A 16,310-nucleotide genomic window follows, 5' to 3' on the forward strand; every position below is an offset into this window, starting at 1 on the left:
GCGGCCGATGGCGTGTTTCTTGTATTGTCGGAAGGCCGCCTTCGCGCCATCTTAGGAGAAAAAGGCAGCGGCGCGAATCAATTGCTTGGGTGCAGTGCAATATCGGCGGGAAAGGGGCGATGCAGAACGCGCCGCGCGGGCACGCGGCGCGCTTTTACAACGATGCGACGTCAGCCCTTGTTGCTCAAGCAGCTCTTCATGAACGCCTTGCGGTCGTCGCCGGTCTTGCCGGTCGCCTGCGTGTTGCACGCCGTCATGCGCTCCTGCTGCGTCATCGGTGCGGAAGCCGCAGCGGCCGGAGCGGCCGACGTCGAGAGGCAGCTCTTCATGAACGCCTTGCGGTCGTCGCCTTTCTTGCCGGATGCCTGCGCGTTGCACGCGGTCATGCGCTGCTGCTGGGTCATCGGCGTGGATGCGGCAGCGGGCGCCGACGCAGCCGACGATGCCGACAAGCAACTCTTCATGAAGGCCTTGCGGTCGTCGCCTTTCTTATCGGCTGCCTGCTTGTTGCAGTCGGTCATCTTCGACTGCTGGGTGTTGGCCGCGAAAGCCGCATTCGCGCCGAAGGTGAGACTCAGCACCGCGACGAGGACAGTAGCTCGCATGTTCATGGGACGCTCCCTGAGTAAGTGACGTTTTGTGTGTGGACAGCGAGTATCGATGACTCGCCCGCGCATTATGGCAAACCGGGTCAGCACGAAGTGTGCGATAAGGTCACATTGCTCGCCGACACAACGCCGTGCTTGCATCGTGCTTTCGCGGGGATAATCGAGCATGGCTTTGTAAGCTCGACACATCCGTTTCGGGCGCATCGCGCGCCATCTTTTCAACGACAGGAGGAGCCGCCACATGTCCACACCGCTTGCCGATCACTACAAGGGCTTCGAAATCCGCGTGCAGGCCATGCGCCGCGCGAAAGAGCGCGACGAGCCCGACGACGGCCCGCGCCACTTCGATATCTTCGTCACCATCACGCGCAGCGCGGCGGGCGAGAGCGGCCGCGAGGCGATGTTCGGCGTGCCCGATCAGGAACCGTTCGAAAGCCCGATCGATGCGACGCGCGCGGGCATCGAATATGGAAGGAAGATCATCGACAACGAGATAGAAGGCGAATCGGTCGAGAATCTTTGAGCGCGTTCTGCAGCATTTAATACACGTTAGTCCCATTTGACCGCGCGCGTGGCAGCTACGAGAATCGACGGCGGGCAAACGTTGCACCCCGCAGCCACGAGGACGACGACGCCGCGGCACGACCGCGCCCGCCCGCGCCCTCCGCCCGTTTTACAACACAAACGAAAGCACTGGAGGAGATCTCATGGAATCAACCGTTCGCCGCCGCGTCCTCTCCGCTGGCGTCGCGCTGGCGGTGTGCGCCGCGTTTCCGTTCGCCTCGTCGTCCGCGTTCGCGCAGGCGAGCGGCAAGCCGAAGGTCGCGCTCGTCATGAAGTCGCTCGCCAACGAGTTCTTCCTGACCATGGAAACCGGCGCGAAGGACTACCAGCAGAAAAATTCCTCGAAATTCGACCTCATCACCAACGGCATCAAGGACGAAACCGATACCGCCGCGCAAATCCGCATCGTCGAGCAGATGATCGTCTCGAAGGTCGATGCGCTCGTCATCGCGCCGGCGGATTCGAAGGCGCTCGTGCCGGTCATCAAGAAGGCGGCGGATGCGGGCATCATCGTCGTCAATATCGACAACCGGCTCGACCAGGACGTGCTCAAGTCGAAGGACCTGAACGTGCCGTTCGTCGGCCCGGACAACCGCAAGGGCGCGCGCCAGGTCGGCGACTATCTCGCCAAGCGGCTCAAGAAGGGCGATGAAGTCGGCATCATCGAAGGCGTCTCGACCACGACGAACGCGCAGCAGCGCACCGCCGGCTTCAAGGACGCGATGGACGCGGCCGGCATGAAGGTCGTCGCGCTGCAATCCGGCGACTGGGAAATCGACAAGGGCAACGCGGTGGCGTCGCAGATTCTGAACGCGAATCCGAACGTGAAGGCGCTCCTGTGCGGCAACGACAACATGGCGATCGGCGCGGTGTCGGCGGTGCGCGCGGCGGGCAAGACGGGCAAGGTGCAGGTGGTCGGCTACGACAACATCAACGCGATCAAGCCGATGCTGAAGGACGGCCGCGTGCTCGCCACCGCCGACCAGTACGCGGCGAAGCAGGCGGTGTTCGGCATCGACGTGGCGCTGAAGGCGATCGCCGGGCATCAGAAGCAGTCGCAGTTGTCGACGGTGGTGGAAACGCCGGTCGATCTCGTCACGAAGTAACGCAGGAGCGGCCACGACCGCGAGCGTGGGGCGGCGAACCGTCCGTCCTCAAGTTCGCGGTCATCGTGCCGTTAAGACACGAACGAGCGCGGACGACAGCCGCCGCCCGGAACGTATTCAACGCGAGGAGGCTCACCCAGCCTTGACCGACCGAACGCCAACATGAACGATGCGGACCACGCCAGCGTGCTGACAGTCGCGGGCATCGGCAAGACCTATGTCGAGCCGGTGCTGGCCGACGTTTCGCTCGGGCTCACGCCCGGCGAGGTCCTCGCGTTGACGGGCGAAAACGGCGCGGGCAAGAGCACGCTCTCGAAGATCGTCGGCGGACTCACGGACCCGAGCACGGGCTCGATGACGCTCGCCGGCCGCCCGTACGCGCCCACGAGCCGCACGGACGCGGAAGCGCTCGGCGTGCGGATGGTCATGCAGGAGCTGAATCTGCTGCCGACGCTCTCCGTCGCGGAAAACCTGTTTCTGAACCGGCTGCCGCAGAAAGGCCGCCTGAAATTCGGCTGGATCGACCGCAAGCGCCTTGCCGACGACGCGCGTCACGCGATGGCGCAAGTCGGGCTCGACGCGATCGATCCGGACACGCTCGTCGGCGATCTCGGCATCGGTCATCAGCAGATGGTGGAAATCGCGCGCAATCTGATCGGCGATTGCCGCGTGCTGATTCTCGACGAGCCGACCGCCATGCTCACCGCCCGCGAAGTCGATCTGCTGTTCGAGCAGATCGCGCGGCTGAAAGCACGCGGCGTGGCGCTCGTGTACATCTCGCACCGGCTCGATGAATTGCGGCGCATCGCGGAGCGCGCGGCCGTGCTGCGCGACGGACGCCTCGTGCATATCGGCCCGATGGACGCGCTGTCGAGCGAGCAACTCGTCACGCTGATGGTGGGCCGCGAGCTGGGCGAGCGCATCGATCTGGGAGAAAAGCGGCTGGGCGGCGTCGCGCTGAAAGTGGACGGCCTGACGCGCGGCCAGGCGGTGAGCGACGTCTCGTTCGACGTGCGCGCGGGCGAAATTTTCGGCGTGAGCGGGCTGATCGGCGCGGGCCGCACGGAACTGATGCGCCTGATTTACGGCGCGGATCGCGCGGACGCGGGCACGGTGTCGATTGCGCGCGACGGGCAAACGTTGCAGCCGGTCAGCGTGAGTTCGCCGTCGGATGCGGTGAAGCACGGCATCGCGCTCATCACGGAAGACCGCAAGGGCGAAGGCCTGCTGCTCGGCCTGCCGATCGCGGCGAACGTTTCACTCGGCAACGTCGGCGCGGTGGCGCGGCACGGCGTGATCGACACGCGCCGCGAGGCATCGGTCGCGCAGGGACAAATCGACGCGATGCGCGTGCGCACGTCCGGCCCGGCGCAGGCGGTGTCGGAACTGTCGGGCGGCAATCAGCAGAAAGTGGTGATCGGCCGCTGGCTCGCGCGCGAAGGGCGCCAAGCGTGCCGCGTGCTGCTTTTCGACGAACCGACGCGCGGCATCGATGTCGGCGCGAAGTTCGACATCTACGGGCTCATGGGCGCGCTCGCCCGCGAAGGCCGCGCGCTCGTGGTCGTGTCGAGCGATCTGCGCGAGCTGATGCTGATCTGCGACCGCATCGGCGTGATGTCGGCGGGGCGCATGACCGGCATCTTCGAGCGCGAAAGCTGGACGCAGGACGCGCTGCTCGCCGCCGCGTTCGCGGGCTATGCGAAGCGCGACGAAATCCTGCACGAGCCGCTCGCGCCGGACGCGAAGCCGCCCGAACAAGACGATCTCGTGGAGCATTGAATGACGGGCCAGACCGAAGCGAATCTCCCAGCCGACGCACCCAAGACCGCCAAGGGCGCAGGCACGCGCCTGGGCTTTTCGAATTACCTCGGTCTCGCGGGCGCGCTCGCCGCGATGATCGCGCTGTTTTCGGTGCTCAGTTCGCATTTTCTGACGTACGACACGTTCAGCACGATCGCGAACCAGATTCCGGATCTCGTCGTGATGTCGGTGGGCATGACGTTCGTGCTGATCATCGCGGGCATCGACCTGTCGGTGGGATCGGTGCTGGCGCTGGGCGCGTCCGTGGTGAGCGTCGCGGCGCTCAAGTGGCACTGGCCCGCGCTGCCGGCCGCGCTGATCGGCCTCGCCGCCGCCGCGCTGACGGGCACCGTGACGGGACTCGTGACGGTCGCGTGGCGCATTCCGTCGTTCATCGTGTCGCTCGGCGTGCTGGAAGCGGCGCGCGGACTCGCGTACCAGATGACGAACTCGCGCACCGCCTATATCGGCGATGCCTTCGATTTCCTCTCGAATCCGATCGCGTTCGGCATTTCGCCGGCGTTCCTGATCGCGGTCGCGGTGATGATCGTTGCACATTGGGTCTTGACCCGGACGATTTTCGGCCGATATCTCGTAGGCATCGGCACGAACGAGGAAGCGGTGCGGCTCGCGGGCGTCGATCCGCGTCCGTACAAGGTGATCGTGTTCGCGCTGATGGGCGCGCTGTCGGGGCTTGCCGCGCTGTTTCAGATTTCACGCCTCGAAGCCGCCGATCCGAACGCGGGCGCGGGGCTGGAGCTGCAGGTGATCGCGGCGGTGGTGATCGGCGGGACGAGCCTGATGGGCGGGCGCGGCTCGGTCATCAGCACCTTTTTCGGCGTTCTCATCATCTCCGTGCTGGCGGCGGGACTCGCGCAGATCGGCGCGAACGAGCCGACCAAGCGCATCATCACGGGCGCGGTTATCGTGGTCGCGGTGGTGCTGGACACGTATCGCAGCAGGCGCAAGCGCGCATGAAGGCAGGGCCGGCAGCATCGGCATGAAAGGCAGGGCGTCGCTTCGCTCGGGAAAGCGGGCGGCGAAGCAGGCAAAAAGAGAGATCGGGCGATCCGTTTTGCGGCAAGGAAGCAACGGGGAGCGGCAAGGCGCGCGGGAGGGCCGTGCGCGCGGAACGCATCCGATCGACAAGAGCAGTTGGACCAGAAAAGCGAAGGACGATGTATGGCGACGATCAAAGACGTGGCGGCGATTGCCGGGGTGTCTTTTACGACGGTGTCTCACGTAGTGAACAATTCGAGGCCGGTGTCCGCGGACGTGCGGGCGAAGGTCGAGCGGGCGATCCGCGAGCTGGACTACGTGCCGTCCGCGGTGGCGCGCTCGCTGAAGGCGCGCTCGACGGCGACCATCGGCCTGCTCGTGCCGAACGCGACGAATCCGTACTTCGCGGAACTGGCGCGCGGCGTCGAGGATGGCTGCGCGAAGAACGGCTACTGCGTGTTCTTCTGCAACTCCGACGACGATCCCGCCAAGCAGCGCAATTATCTGCGCGTGCTTCAGGAAAAGCGCATCGACGGGCTGGTGATCGCATCGGCGGGCGAAGATGCCGTGCTCGCGCAGTGTCTCGCGAACGCGCGCGAGCCGCTCGTGATCGTCGACCGCAATATCGAGGGCATTTCGGCGGATCTCGTGCAGATCGACCATGAAAAGGGCGCGTACCTCGCCACGCGCCATCTGCTGCAACTCGGGCATTCGGACATCGGCTGCATCACGGGGCCGGCCGGCACGGCGGTGAGCGCCATGCGCCTGCACGGCTTCATCCGCGCGATGGCCGAGCGCGGCGTCGAGATCGGCCGCGACGCGATCGTCCAGAGCGATTTCTCGGCGACGGGCGGCTACGCGGCGGCCTCGCAACTGTTCGATTCGATGAAGCCGACCGCGATCTTCGCGTGCAATGACATGATGGGCATCGGCGCGCTGCGGGCGGCGGCGGAACGCAAGATCCGCGTGCCGGACGATTGCTCGATCATCGGTTTCGACGATGTCGAACTTTCGCGCTATACGTATCCCGCGCTGTCGACGGTCGGCCATTCGGTGCGCTCGCTCGGCGAGATGGCGGCGCAGACGCTGATCGAGCGCATCACCGGCAAGCTCGCCGGCACGACGCGCCGCCGCGTGGTGCCGCCGCGCCTCGTGCGCCGCGAATCGACGGCGGTGGTGCCGGAAGCGCACGCCGCGTGCTGCGGAGCTGTCGCGGCCAACGCAGAATAAATTTCACTCGACGGAAACCAGCGCGATGAGCGACAACGCCAAGTCCACCGGCGCCAGCCACGCCACCCATGCCACCGGCGCCGCCCCGCGCGGCCGCGTGACCGTGGTCGGCAGTCTCAACATGGATCTCGTCGCGCGCGCGCCGCGCCTGCCGTTGCCTGGCGAAACACTCGCGGGCCGCACGTTCGCGCAGGTGCCGGGCGGAAAGGGCGGCAATCAGGCGGTCGCGGCGGCGCGCCTCGGCGCACAGGTCGCGATGATCGGCTGCGTCGGTCACGATGCGAACGGCGCGAGGCTGCGCGCGAGCCTCGAAGCGGAGGGCATCGACTGCGCGGCGCTCGCCACGAGCGAACACGCGCCGACGGGCGTGGCGCTCATCATCGTCGACGATGCGAGCCAGAACGCGATCGTCATCGTCGCGGGCAGCAACGCCGAAGTCACGCCCGCGAGCATCGACGCACAGGAAGCGATGTTCGCGCGCGCGGATGTCATCGTGTGCCAGCTCGAAACGCCGCCCGAAACGGTGCGCGCCGCGCTCGCCGCCGGACGCAGGCTCGGCCGCACGACGATCCTCAATCCCGCGCCGGCAGCGAACGCGTTGCCCGACGACTGGTTCGCGCTCGTCGACTATCTGATCCCGAACGAACTCGAAGCGGCCACGCTCACGGGCATCGCGATCGCGACACCCGACGATGCCCGCCGCGCCGCGCATGCGCTGAAGGCGAAGGGCGCGCGCAACGTCGTCGTCACGCTCGGCGGACAGGGCGTGTTCGCGCTGCTCGACGGCGACGCTGACGTTGAAGTTGACGGCAAGCATCTTCCGTCGCCGAAAGTCGATGCCGTCGATACCACCGCCGCCGGCGACACCTTCATCGGCGGATTCGCGGCGGAGCTTGCGCGCGGCAGCGCCGTCGCCGATGCGATCGCGTTCGGCCAGCGCGCCGCCGCCATCGCGGTGACGCGCGAGGGCGCGCAGCCGTCGATTCCGCATCGCGCCGAAGTGACCGCGTAAGCGCGCACACCCCAGCAAGGCGCAACGCTTGCTGATGCCGTTCGTTGCACATCATGCAACCGTTCGCATCGAAGGCGACGTTCCGGCGATGTCATCGTTCGTTCACACGCCGCGCGGCGTGTGGCTACATGACGCTCGCAAGGGCAAACGCAACTTTGATCCGCTAGCCCGTACACTGATGCACTGTGCGTCATCGTTCACACGAGGATAGCGACATGACCGGATCGACACTCGCCGCGAAGCTCGCCGCAGCCCGGCGTCAGCATCAACTGATCGACGCCCTCGAAGAGCGCGATCTTCCTCCCGACGCGCACACCGCCTACGCCATCCAGCACGAAGTCTTGCGCGACATGAAAGCGCGCATCGGCGCATGGAAGATCGGCGCGCGCGCACCGGATGCGCTCGCCACGGGCGCGCCCATCGATGCCGAAAGCGTGTATGTGTCGCCCGCGCGCCTGCCTTGCAGCGGCTTTTTTCGCGTGCTGGTGGAACTGGAGATCGCGTTTCGCTTCGCGTACGCGCTGCCCCCGAAATCCGATGCTTACACGCGAGCCGAAGTGCTCGACGCAATCGGCGGCATTGCAGTGGCGCTCGAAGTAGTCGATAGCCGTTTCGCGCAATGGCCCAATCTCGATCCGCTCGCGCAGCTTGCGGATTCACAGAACAACGGCGCGCTCATCACGAGCGGGATGGAGCCCTATGACGTGATCGCGCCGGGTTTCGATTTTCTTGCGCCGCGACTGGAACTCACGCTCGATGGCGTGGGGATTGCTCCGGCTACCTTGGGCAATCCCGCGGGCGATCCTCGCGAATTGCTGCCCTGGCTCGTCAACCATTGTTCCCGCATGGGATTGACTGTCGAACCTTTCTGGACCATCACCACCGGTTCCTATACGGGCGCGTATCGCGTGGAAGGACCGTCGATGGTGCATGGCGCGATCGATCGCATCGGCGAACTCGAACTCGTGCTGACATGAGCGATGTCATTCGCGCGCATCGGGAACGCTTATTGAGCGCTGCTCGAATAGCTTATTGAAGCGATTGCGAGCGATGCATGCGCGCAACGTCGCGGCTTTGGCGGAACGACGCTGCAAAGACGCATGGAAAGCGCGATGCAACGAACACGACGTTACCGACATTGGGACTGAGGATTGTAGGTGAACGAAAATAACTCACCAAGCTAGTGATTGTTCCAAGCGGCTTCCTGGCAAATCACCTTAGCTAGTGCGTGAAAAAAAATTCGAAAGGGTTTAGGATGAATTCAAGCGATGTCGTTTCGATAACGCGCGTTGAGACGACCAAGGCTTTCTGACTTCGGCGAGGAGGTAGCATGGATATCTACAGCAGTTTCGCGACCCGCTTCGAAAAAACGCGCGAGGAAGAGTTCTCGCTGGAAGAGTATCTCGCGCTCTGCAAGGAAGATCCTGCCACATACGCAACTGCGGGCGAACGCATGCTGACGGCCATCGGTGAACCCGAAATGGTCGATACGCGTCTCGATCCGCGCCTGTCGCGTGTGTTTGCAAACAAGGTCATCAAGGTGTATCCCGCGTTCCGTGAGTTTTACGGAATGGAAGAGGTGATCGAGAACGTGGTGTCGTACTTCAGGCACGCGGCGCAGGGTCTCGAAGAGAAGAAGCAGATCCTGTATCTGCTGGGCCCGGTGGGCGGCGGCAAGTCGTCGATCGCCGAACGTCTCAAGCAACTCATGGAACGCGTGCCGTTCTACTCGCTGAAGGGATCGCCCGTCAACGAATCGCCGCTCGGCCTTTTCGATTACGACGAAGACGGTCCCGTGCTCGAAGAGCAATACGGCATTCCGCGACGCTACCTCAAGAGCATTCTTTCGCCGTGGGCCGTCAAGCGCCTGCATGAATACAACGGCGACATCCGCAAGTTCCGCGTCGTGCGCCGCTATCCGTCGATACTGCGCCAGATCGGCATCGCGAAGACGGAGCCGGGCGACGAGAACAATCAGGACATCTCCTCGCTCGTCGGCAAGGTGGATATCCGCAAGCTCGAAACTTACTCGCAGGACGACGCCGACGCCTACAGCTATTCCGGCGGTCTGTGCCTCGCGAATCAGGGCCTGCTCGAATTCGTCGAAATGTTCAAGGCGCCGATCAAGGTGCTGCATCCGCTTTTGACCGCCACGCAGGAAGGCAACTTCAAAGGCACGGAAGGTTTCGGCGCGATTCCGTTCGACGGCGTCATCCTCGCGCACTCGAACGAGTCGGAATGGAAGGCCTTCCGCAACAACAAGAACAACGAGGCGCTGCTCGATCGTATCTTCGTCGTGAAGGTGCCGTACTGCCTGCGCTATGGCGAAGAGGTGAAGATCTACGAAAAGCTCCTGCGCAATTCGTCGCTGGCGGACGCGGTCTGCGCGCCCGGCACGCTCAAGATGATGGCGCAGATGGCCGTCCTCACGCGCCTGCACGAACCGGAGAATTCGAGTCTCTTCTCGAAGATGCAGGTCTATGACGGCGAGAATCTGAAGGACACGGATCCGAAGGCGAAGTCGTATCAGGAGTATCGCGATTTCGCGGGTGTCGATGAAGGCATGACGGGCGTCTCCACGCGCTTCGCGTTCAAGATCCTGTCGCGCGTCTTCAACTTCGATTCGACCGAAGTCGCGGCCAATCCCGTGCATCTCATGTACGTGCTCGAACAGCAGATCGAGCGCGAGCAGTTCCCGCCGGAAACGGAGCAGAAGTACCTCTCGTTCATCAAGGACGTGCTGGCTTCGCGCTATGCCGAATTCATCGGGAAGGAGATTCAGACCGCATATCTGGAGTCGTACTCCGAATATGGACAAAACATCTTCGATCGCTACGTGACGTACGCGGACTTCTGGATTCAGGACCAGGAATTCCGCGATCACGACACCGGCGAGAGCTTCGACCGCGCCGCGCTCAATGCGGAGCTGGAGAAGATCGAGAAGCCCGCGGGCATCAGCAACCCGAAGGACTTCCGTAACGAGATCGTGAACTTCGTGTTGCGTGCGCGCGCTGCGAACGGGGGCAAGAATCCCGCGTGGATCAGCTATGAAAAGCTGCGCGTCGTGATCGAAAAGAAGATGTTCTCCAATACCGAAGAACTGCTGCCGGTCATCTCGTTCAACGCGAAGGGATCGGCGGAAGAGCAAAGGAAGCACGAGGACTTCGTCAATCGCATGGTCGCAAAGGGCTATACGCCGAAGCAGGTGCGTCTGTTGTGCGACTGGTATCTGCGCGTGCGCAAGTCGTCGTAAGTTCGCGAGTGGTAAGTCGTAAGTCGTAGGCAGAAACGTTGTCTCAGGCCCGCGCCGCCCGGTTCATGCACCGGACCGGGCGACAAGGCGGGCATGTTGCGAGTGAGAGACGCTGGCGAAGCCGCGCGCGGTGCGCCAAGGACTCATGCAGCGCCTCGCACCTCGCCAATTACGCGGGAGACTGGATGTGCTGCACCAAATCATCGACCGCAGGCTAGCCGGCAAGAACAAGAGCATCGCGAACCGCGAGCGCTTCCTGCGACGCGTCAAGAACTATATTCGCCGCGCCGTTTCCGACGCGGTGCGCGATCGCAGCATCAAAGACATTCAAAGCACGCAGAGCATCACGATTCCGAAGAAGGACATCGCGGAGCCGTCGTTCAGGCACGGGCCGGGCGGCAAGCGCGAGTACGTCCATCCGGGCAATGCGGACTACATTCGCGGCGACAAGATTCCGCGTCCGCCGGGCGGTTCGGGCGGCGGCGGAAAGAGTGCGAGCAATGAAGGCGAAGGCCAGGACGATTTCGTCTTCGAACTCTCGCGCGAAGAATTCATGCAGTACTTCTTCGACGACCTCGAACTGCCGCGCCTCGTGAAGACGCAACTGCTCGCCGTGCCGACATGGAAGAACGTGCGCGCCGGCTGGGCGGCGGAAGGCACGCCGAACAACATCGACGTGGTGAGATCGCTTCGAAGCGCGCTCGGGCGCCGTATCGCGCTGGGCTGGCCGCTTGCCTCGCAATTGCGCGAGATGGAACGCCAGCTCGAACAACTGAAGGAAGAAGACGGCGACGCCGAAGAGATCGCGCGGCTCGAAGCGGAAATCGTCGTCATGCAGGGACGGATCACGCGCATTCCGTTCATCGATCCTTTCGATCTGCGCTATATCAACCGCGTGAAGCAGCCGACGCCATCGAGCAAGGCGGTCATGTTCTGCCTGATGGACGTCTCCGGTTCCATGGACGAGCAGCGCAAGGATCTCTCGAAGCGCTTCTTCATCCTGCTGTATCTCTTCCTGCAGCGGAACTACGAGAAGATCGAAGTGGTGTTCATTCGCCACCATACGCGCGCCGAGGAAGTGGACGAAGACACGTTCTTCCATTCGACGGAAAGCGGCGGCACGGTGGTGTCGAGCGCGCTCGAACTGATGAAGAAGATCATGGACGAGCGTTACTCGCCGACTGAATGGAACATTTACGGCGCACAGGCTTCGGACGGCGACAACTGGACCGATGATTCCCCGAAATGCCGCAAGCTGCTGGCGGAAGACATTCTCCCTAAGGTACGGTATTTTGCCTATATCCAAGTCGCGCCAGAGGAGCAGAATCTCTGGTTGGAGTATGCTCAACTGGCGGCCGGCGCACCTGAACTGGCAATGAAGAAAGTCGACTCGGCATCGGACATTTATCCGGTGTTCCGCGAACTCTTCGAAAAACAACAGGCGGCCGCATGACGAGCAGGGATTCGAATAACGAAACGCGTGGTTATCACCTGGATGGCACGGACGATCGTGCCCCTTCGAAACTCGGACCGGAAGCGGGGCAACGCAATGCGTCCGAGAAGACGCACAAGGAAGGCAGGATGAACGTTGCAGACAAGCGGCCTCTGCCGTGCCCGTCGGACTGGAGCGTCGAGCTAATCGAAGAGTACGACGCCGAGATCTCGCGCGTCGCGAATCGTTATGGGCTCGATGTCTATCCCATTCAACTCGAGATCATCAGCGCCGAACAGATGATGGACGCGTACGCGTCCGTCGGCATGCCGGTGAATTATCGGCACTGGTCGTTCGGCAAGCACTTTCTCTCGACCGAGAAGAGTTATCGGCGCGGGCAGATGGGGCTCGCGTACGAGATCGTCATCAATTCGAATCCGTGCATTGCGTATCTGATGGAAGAGAACACGATGACGATGCAGGCGCTCGTCATCGCGCATGCCGCGTACGGGCATAACTCGTTCTTCAAGGGCAACTATCTCTTCCGGCTGTGGACGGACGCGCACGCGATCATCGATTACCTCGTCTATGCGAAGAATTACATCGCGGAGTGCGAGGAGCGCTATGGGCTGGATCGCGTCGAGGAATTGCTCGATTCGTGCCACGCGCTGATGAACTACGGCGTGGATCGCTACAAGCGTCCGCAGAAGCTGTCCCTCGCGAAGGAAGCGGCAATGCGCCGCGAGCGCGAGGCGTATTTGCAATCGCAGGTCAATGAGTTGTGGCGCACGCTGCCGAACAAGAAAGCGCCGTCCGCCGAGGAAGCCGAAAGCCGTTATCCGCCGGAGCCGCAGGAAAACCTGCTGTATTTCGCGGAAAAGAACGCGCCGTTGCTGGAGCCGTGGGAGCGCGAAGTCATTCGCATCGTGCGCAAGGTCGGGCAGTATTTTTATCCGCAGCGTCAGACGCAAGTCATGAACGAAGGCTGGGCCACGTTCTGGCACTACACGCTATTGAACACGCTCTACAACGAAGGCCGGCTCGAAGACGGCTTCATGATGGAGTTCCTGCATTCGCATAGCAACGTGGTGTATCAGCCGCCGGTGACGAAGCCGTATTACAGCGGCATCAATCCGTATGCGCTCGGCTTTTCGATGATGAGCGACATTCGCCGCATCTGCGAGAACCCGACGGACGAAGATCGCGAGTGGTTCCCCGAACTCGCGGGCAGCGACTGGCTCGAATCGCTGCACTACGCGATGCGCAACTTCAAGGACGAGAGCTTCATCGCGCAATATCTGTCGCCGCATCTGATTCGCGAGATGCGCCTCTTCTCGATCCTCGACGACGACATGCGCGATGCGCTGGAAGTCTCGGCCATTCACGATGGAAGCGGTTATCGCTATGTGCGGCAGGCGTTGTCTCGACAATACGATATTCATCATCGCGAGCCGAACATCCAGGTGTATTCGGTGAATACGCGCGGCGATCGCAGTCTCACGCTGCGTCACTTCATGACCGATAACCGCCATCTGTCGAACGACAGCGACGAAGTGCTCAAGCACATGGCGCGCTTGTGGCAATTCGATGTGTATCTGGAAAGCGTCGATGAGAACGGCACGGTGAGGAAGCGCTTCGAATGCCGGTACAACGCGCCGAATCCACGCTGAATTGCGCTTGCTTGCAATGAAAAACGGCTCCGCGATGAACTGACCCCGCAAAGTTAGACAGTTTGTTCGGCTAGGCCGTTGAGGGCTGAGTCCTGTACATCACGGGACTCAGCCCTTTCAATTTCAGCTTGATGCGTTCGTGGTTGTAGTAGTGGATGTACTGTTTGATGCCGGCCTTCAGTGCATCGATGCTCTCGAACCGGTTCAGGCGGAAGAACTCCGACTTGAGTATGCCGAAGAAGCCCTCCATCGCGGCGTTGTCGTGGCAGTTTGCCCTTCGTGACATGCTCTGGGTGAGTCCGCGCTGTGCCAGCAGCCGTCGCCAGGCCGCCATCTGATACTGCCAGCCCTGGTCGGAATGCAGCAGCGGCCGTTCATCGCGTCCGAGCCTTGCCAGCGCTTTTTTCAGCATGGTATGCACCAGTTCAAATATCGGCCGCTCGCTCATCTGATAGGCCACGATCTCGCCGTTATACAGGTCCATGACCGGCGACAGATACAGCTTCCGCCCGAGCACATTGAACTCCGTCACGTCCGTGACCCACTTCTGGTTCGGCTGCTGCGCGCTGAACTCCCGGTTCAGCAGGTTCGGCGCGATGCGGCCGACCTCGCCGCGCCAGGAACGGTATTTCTTCGCACGTATCAGCGATTTCAGCTTCAGTTGCCCCATCAGGCGCTGCACCGTCTTGTGATTCACGATCTGGCCCGACTGCCGGATCGCCGCCGTGATGCGCCGATAACCGTAGCGGCCCTTGTGGTACTCATACACCGTCCTGATCCGGGTCTTGAGTTCCGAATGACGATCGCCACTCGCCAGCACCTTCACCTGGTAGTAGAACGTGCTGCGCGCCAGACCGGCCGCCTTGAGCAGAGCCGCCATCGGATGCTGACTCCTGAGCATCTGCACTATTTGCGTTTTTTCTTTTGCGCGGCCTGCTTCTTCGCCTGAAGCAGGGCATCGAGCTTGTTTAAGTACGCCACCTCCGCGCGCAGGTACTCGTTTTCCTTGAGCAACTGCTCGCGGGTGCGTTCATCGGGCACATTTTCTTCGACGGGCTTTTCGTGATCGGGGCAGGTCATTGTTTTGCGGCGCCCTCTTGGGCGAGGCGCCAGAGCGTCAATACCACCCGCATGATACTGGCGTTCCCACTTCGCGATGTGGCCCGGCGAGCGAATGTCGAACATAGCGGCCACCTGCTGCTGCGACAGGTTTTGCTGCCACATGTGGCTCAGCACAGACATCTTGAACTGCGCGTCATAGCCGCTGTGTTTCTTGCGCAATCCCTGAACGCCATGCCGTTCATACGCCGCTATCCATCGACACAACGAGGTGCGTGCTACTCCATGCTGCTGGGCAAGCATGCCCGTGCCCGCAACCCCGGCAAGATACTGCCTCACCAATTTCAGTTTCAACTGCCTGCTGTACTTCGCCATGAAAAACACCCCAAAGGTTGGATCGCTGTCCAACTTTTGGGGTGCAGTTCACGAAGGAGCCGTTTTTTTATAAGCTCTTGCCTTCCTCGTCCTGCGTGAAGATATCCCAGCTCGCCATGAAGAGCGCCGCGACCAGCGGGCCGATCACGAAGCCGTTGATGCCGAAGAGCGCCATGCCGCCGAGCGTGGAAATAAGCACGACCCAGTCGGGCATCCTCGTGTCCTTGCCGACGAGAACCGGCCGCAGCACGTTGTCCACGAGTCCGATCACGACGACGCAGAACAGCACCAGCACGACGCCGCGCCATATCTCGCCCGTCATGAAGAAGTAGACGGCGGCGGGCACCCACACGATCGCCGCGCCCACGGCGGGCAACAGCGAGAGAAACGCCATCAGCACGCCCCACAGCAGCGATCCGTTGATGCCGAGTATCCAGAAGATCAGCCCGCCGAGAAAACCCTGCACGGCCGCGACCGCGATGTTGCCCTTGACCGTGGCGCGCACGACCGTCGTGAACTTCGCGATCAGATGCTGCTTCGGCGCGGGATCGAGCGGAATCGCGCGCCGGATGCGCCGGCCGATCTCGCCGCCGTCGCGCAACAGGAAAAACACGAGGTAAAGCATCACGCCGAAGCTGACAACGAACTGGAACGTGTTCTGGCCGATCAACAGCGCCTGCGCCGCCGCGAACTGGCTGATCTGCGACGCGCCTTCCATCAGCTTGCGCTGGATGCCGGGAATGTCGTCGAGGCCGTATCGCCCGAGCATCTGCTGCGCGGACACGGGCAACGCATGCAGCATGTGCTGGAAATACAGCCCGAAGTTCAGATCGCCGCTCTTGATGCGCGTATAGACGAGCGCGACTTCCTGCACGAGCGTGACCGCGACGACCGACACCGGAATGATCACGATGAGAATCGCGGCGGCGAGCGTCGTCAGCGCGGCGAGGTTGCGTCGCTTGCCGAAGCGGACGCTGAGCCAGCGCTGCATCGGCTGAAAGAGCAGGGCGAGAATCGCGCCCCAGAAGATCGCGCCGAAAAACGGCAGCAACACCCATCCGAGCGCGACGGTCACGACGAACAGCAGGATGTGGAAGAACTGTGTGTGTACGGACGGCTGATTTTGGTTCATTAGCGAATGCGGGTTGAGCTATCGAAGCGCTTTCATGCTGTGCCTTGGAGCACGAATCTCGCCTGACGTT

The 16,310-nt window shown here is 62.5% G+C and carries 13 protein-coding genes and 1 pseudogene; 10 read left to right on the top strand and 4 right to left on the bottom strand.

The genetic code is table 11. The features are described from left to right. Positions 1-170 precede the first annotated feature (170 nt). Together NCR39_RS06950 and NCR39_RS06955 are read right to left on the bottom strand one after the other, a co-directional pair. Positions 171-329, bottom strand: a complete 159-nt coding sequence (locus NCR39_RS06950) for a PsiF family protein (protein ID WP_350029661.1) — start codon at positions 327-329, stop codon at positions 171-173. Beyond that, positions 312-611: pseudogene (locus NCR39_RS06955) on the bottom strand (PsiF family protein); the annotation flags it as partial. The gene NCR39_RS06950 and the pseudogene NCR39_RS06955, both read right to left, overlap by 18 nt. Positions 612-849: 238 nt before the next feature. Here NCR39_RS06955 and NCR39_RS06960 point away from each other — a divergent pair. The 10 genes from NCR39_RS06960 to NCR39_RS07005 all read left to right on the top strand — a co-directional run bounded on the left by NCR39_RS06960 (position 850) and on the right by NCR39_RS07005 (position 13,674). Beyond that, positions 850-1,131, top strand: coding sequence for a hypothetical protein (locus tag NCR39_RS06960; protein WP_250451534.1), 282 nt, complete (start codon positions 850-852; stop codon positions 1,129-1,131). 184 nt (positions 1,132-1,315) lie between these two features. Next, the gene (locus tag NCR39_RS06965) at positions 1,316-2,278 is read left to right on the top strand and encodes a sugar ABC transporter substrate-binding protein (RefSeq protein ID WP_250451535.1); all 963 of its coding nucleotides are present in this window, start codon (positions 1,316-1,318) and stop codon (positions 2,276-2,278) included. 162 nt (positions 2,279-2,440) lie between these two features. After that, positions 2,441-4,057 carry a sugar ABC transporter ATP-binding protein gene (locus tag NCR39_RS06970; RefSeq protein WP_250451536.1) on the top strand — a complete coding sequence of 539 codons (1,617 nt, stop codon included), beginning with the start codon at positions 2,441-2,443 and terminating at the stop codon, positions 4,055-4,057. After that, positions 4,058-5,056: an ABC transporter permease gene (locus NCR39_RS06975; RefSeq protein WP_250451537.1), complete on the top strand. Its 999-nt coding sequence runs from the start codon at positions 4,058-4,060 to the stop codon at positions 5,054-5,056. Between the two features lie 204 nt (positions 5,057-5,260). Beyond that, a complete protein-coding gene (locus tag NCR39_RS06980; RefSeq protein WP_250451538.1) occupies positions 5,261-6,307 on the top strand; it encodes a LacI family DNA-binding transcriptional regulator in 1,047 nt (348 codons plus the stop codon). Between the two features lie 25 nt (positions 6,308-6,332). After that, positions 6,333-7,319 (top strand): ribokinase, encoded by a 987-nt coding sequence (gene rbsK, locus NCR39_RS06985; protein WP_284507142.1) that lies wholly within the window; start codon positions 6,333-6,335, stop codon positions 7,317-7,319. 215 nt (positions 7,320-7,534) lie between these two features. Then, positions 7,535-8,296, top strand: coding sequence for a hydratase (locus tag NCR39_RS06990; protein ID WP_250451539.1), 762 nt, complete (start codon positions 7,535-7,537; stop codon positions 8,294-8,296). A gap of 353 nt (positions 8,297-8,649) precedes the next feature. Continuing rightward, positions 8,650-10,572 carry a PrkA family serine protein kinase gene (locus NCR39_RS06995; RefSeq protein WP_035966243.1) on the top strand — a complete coding sequence of 641 codons (1,923 nt, stop codon included), beginning with the start codon at positions 8,650-8,652 and terminating at the stop codon, positions 10,570-10,572. A gap of 187 nt (positions 10,573-10,759) precedes the next feature. Beyond that, complete coding sequence (locus tag NCR39_RS07000) at positions 10,760-12,025, top strand: YeaH/YhbH family protein (RefSeq protein ID WP_040048478.1); 1,266 nt, start codon at positions 10,760-10,762, stop codon at positions 12,023-12,025. Continuing rightward, positions 12,022-13,674 (top strand): SpoVR family protein, encoded by a 1,653-nt coding sequence (locus NCR39_RS07005; RefSeq protein WP_250451540.1) that lies wholly within the window; start codon positions 12,022-12,024, stop codon positions 13,672-13,674. The genes NCR39_RS07000 and NCR39_RS07005 overlap by 4 nt, the downstream gene beginning before the upstream one ends. A 70-nt stretch (positions 13,675-13,744) precedes the next feature. Here the strand turns inward: NCR39_RS07005 and NCR39_RS07010 are convergent. Further along, positions 13,745-15,108, bottom strand: a protein-coding gene (locus tag NCR39_RS07010) for an IS3 family transposase (protein WP_250451541.1) whose coding sequence is annotated in 2 segments (ribosomal slippage) — positions 13,745-14,646 and positions 14,646-15,108 — 1,365 coding nt in all. Because the reading frame shifts where the segments join, the coding sequence is not laid out codon by codon here. Between the two features lie 67 nt (positions 15,109-15,175). Continuing rightward, entirely contained in the window at positions 15,176-16,240 is a 1,065-nt protein-coding gene (locus NCR39_RS07015; RefSeq protein ID WP_250451542.1) for an AI-2E family transporter, read from the bottom strand. Between the last annotated feature and the right edge of the window lie 70 nt (positions 16,241-16,310).

Source organism: Caballeronia sp. ATUFL_M2_KS44 (assembly GCF_023630965.1).
Classification (GTDB): domain Bacteria; phylum Pseudomonadota; class Gammaproteobacteria; order Burkholderiales; family Burkholderiaceae; genus Caballeronia; species Caballeronia concitans.

What these genes read in the sequence shown, in the direction of transcription:
- NCR39_RS07015 (WP_250451542.1), bottom strand. Translation starts at nt 16,240, where the DNA reads ATGAACCAAAATCAGCCGTCCGTACACACACAGTTCTTCCACATCCTG.
- NCR39_RS06960 (WP_250451534.1), top strand. Translation starts at nt 850, where the DNA reads ATGTCCACACCGCTTGCCGATCACTACAAGGGCTTCGAAATCCGCGTG.
- NCR39_RS06970 (WP_250451536.1), top strand. Translation starts at nt 2,441, where the DNA reads ATGAACGATGCGGACCACGCCAGCGTGCTGACAGTCGCGGGCATCGGC.
- NCR39_RS07005 (WP_250451540.1), top strand. Translation starts at nt 12,022, where the DNA reads ATGACGAGCAGGGATTCGAATAACGAAACGCGTGGTTATCACCTGGAT.
- NCR39_RS06995 (WP_035966243.1), top strand. Translation starts at nt 8,650, where the DNA reads ATGGATATCTACAGCAGTTTCGCGACCCGCTTCGAAAAAACGCGCGAG.
- NCR39_RS06950 (WP_350029661.1), bottom strand. Translation starts at nt 329, where the DNA reads ATGAAGAGCTGCCTCTCGACGTCGGCCGCTCCGGCCGCTGCGGCTTCC.
- NCR39_RS06980 (WP_250451538.1), top strand. Translation starts at nt 5,261, where the DNA reads ATGGCGACGATCAAAGACGTGGCGGCGATTGCCGGGGTGTCTTTTACG.
- NCR39_RS06965 (WP_250451535.1), top strand. Translation starts at nt 1,316, where the DNA reads ATGGAATCAACCGTTCGCCGCCGCGTCCTCTCCGCTGGCGTCGCGCTG.
- NCR39_RS06990 (WP_250451539.1), top strand. Translation starts at nt 7,535, where the DNA reads ATGACCGGATCGACACTCGCCGCGAAGCTCGCCGCAGCCCGGCGTCAG.
- rbsK (WP_284507142.1), top strand. Translation starts at nt 6,333, where the DNA reads ATGAGCGACAACGCCAAGTCCACCGGCGCCAGCCACGCCACCCATGCC.
- NCR39_RS06975 (WP_250451537.1), top strand. Translation starts at nt 4,058, where the DNA reads ATGACGGGCCAGACCGAAGCGAATCTCCCAGCCGACGCACCCAAGACC.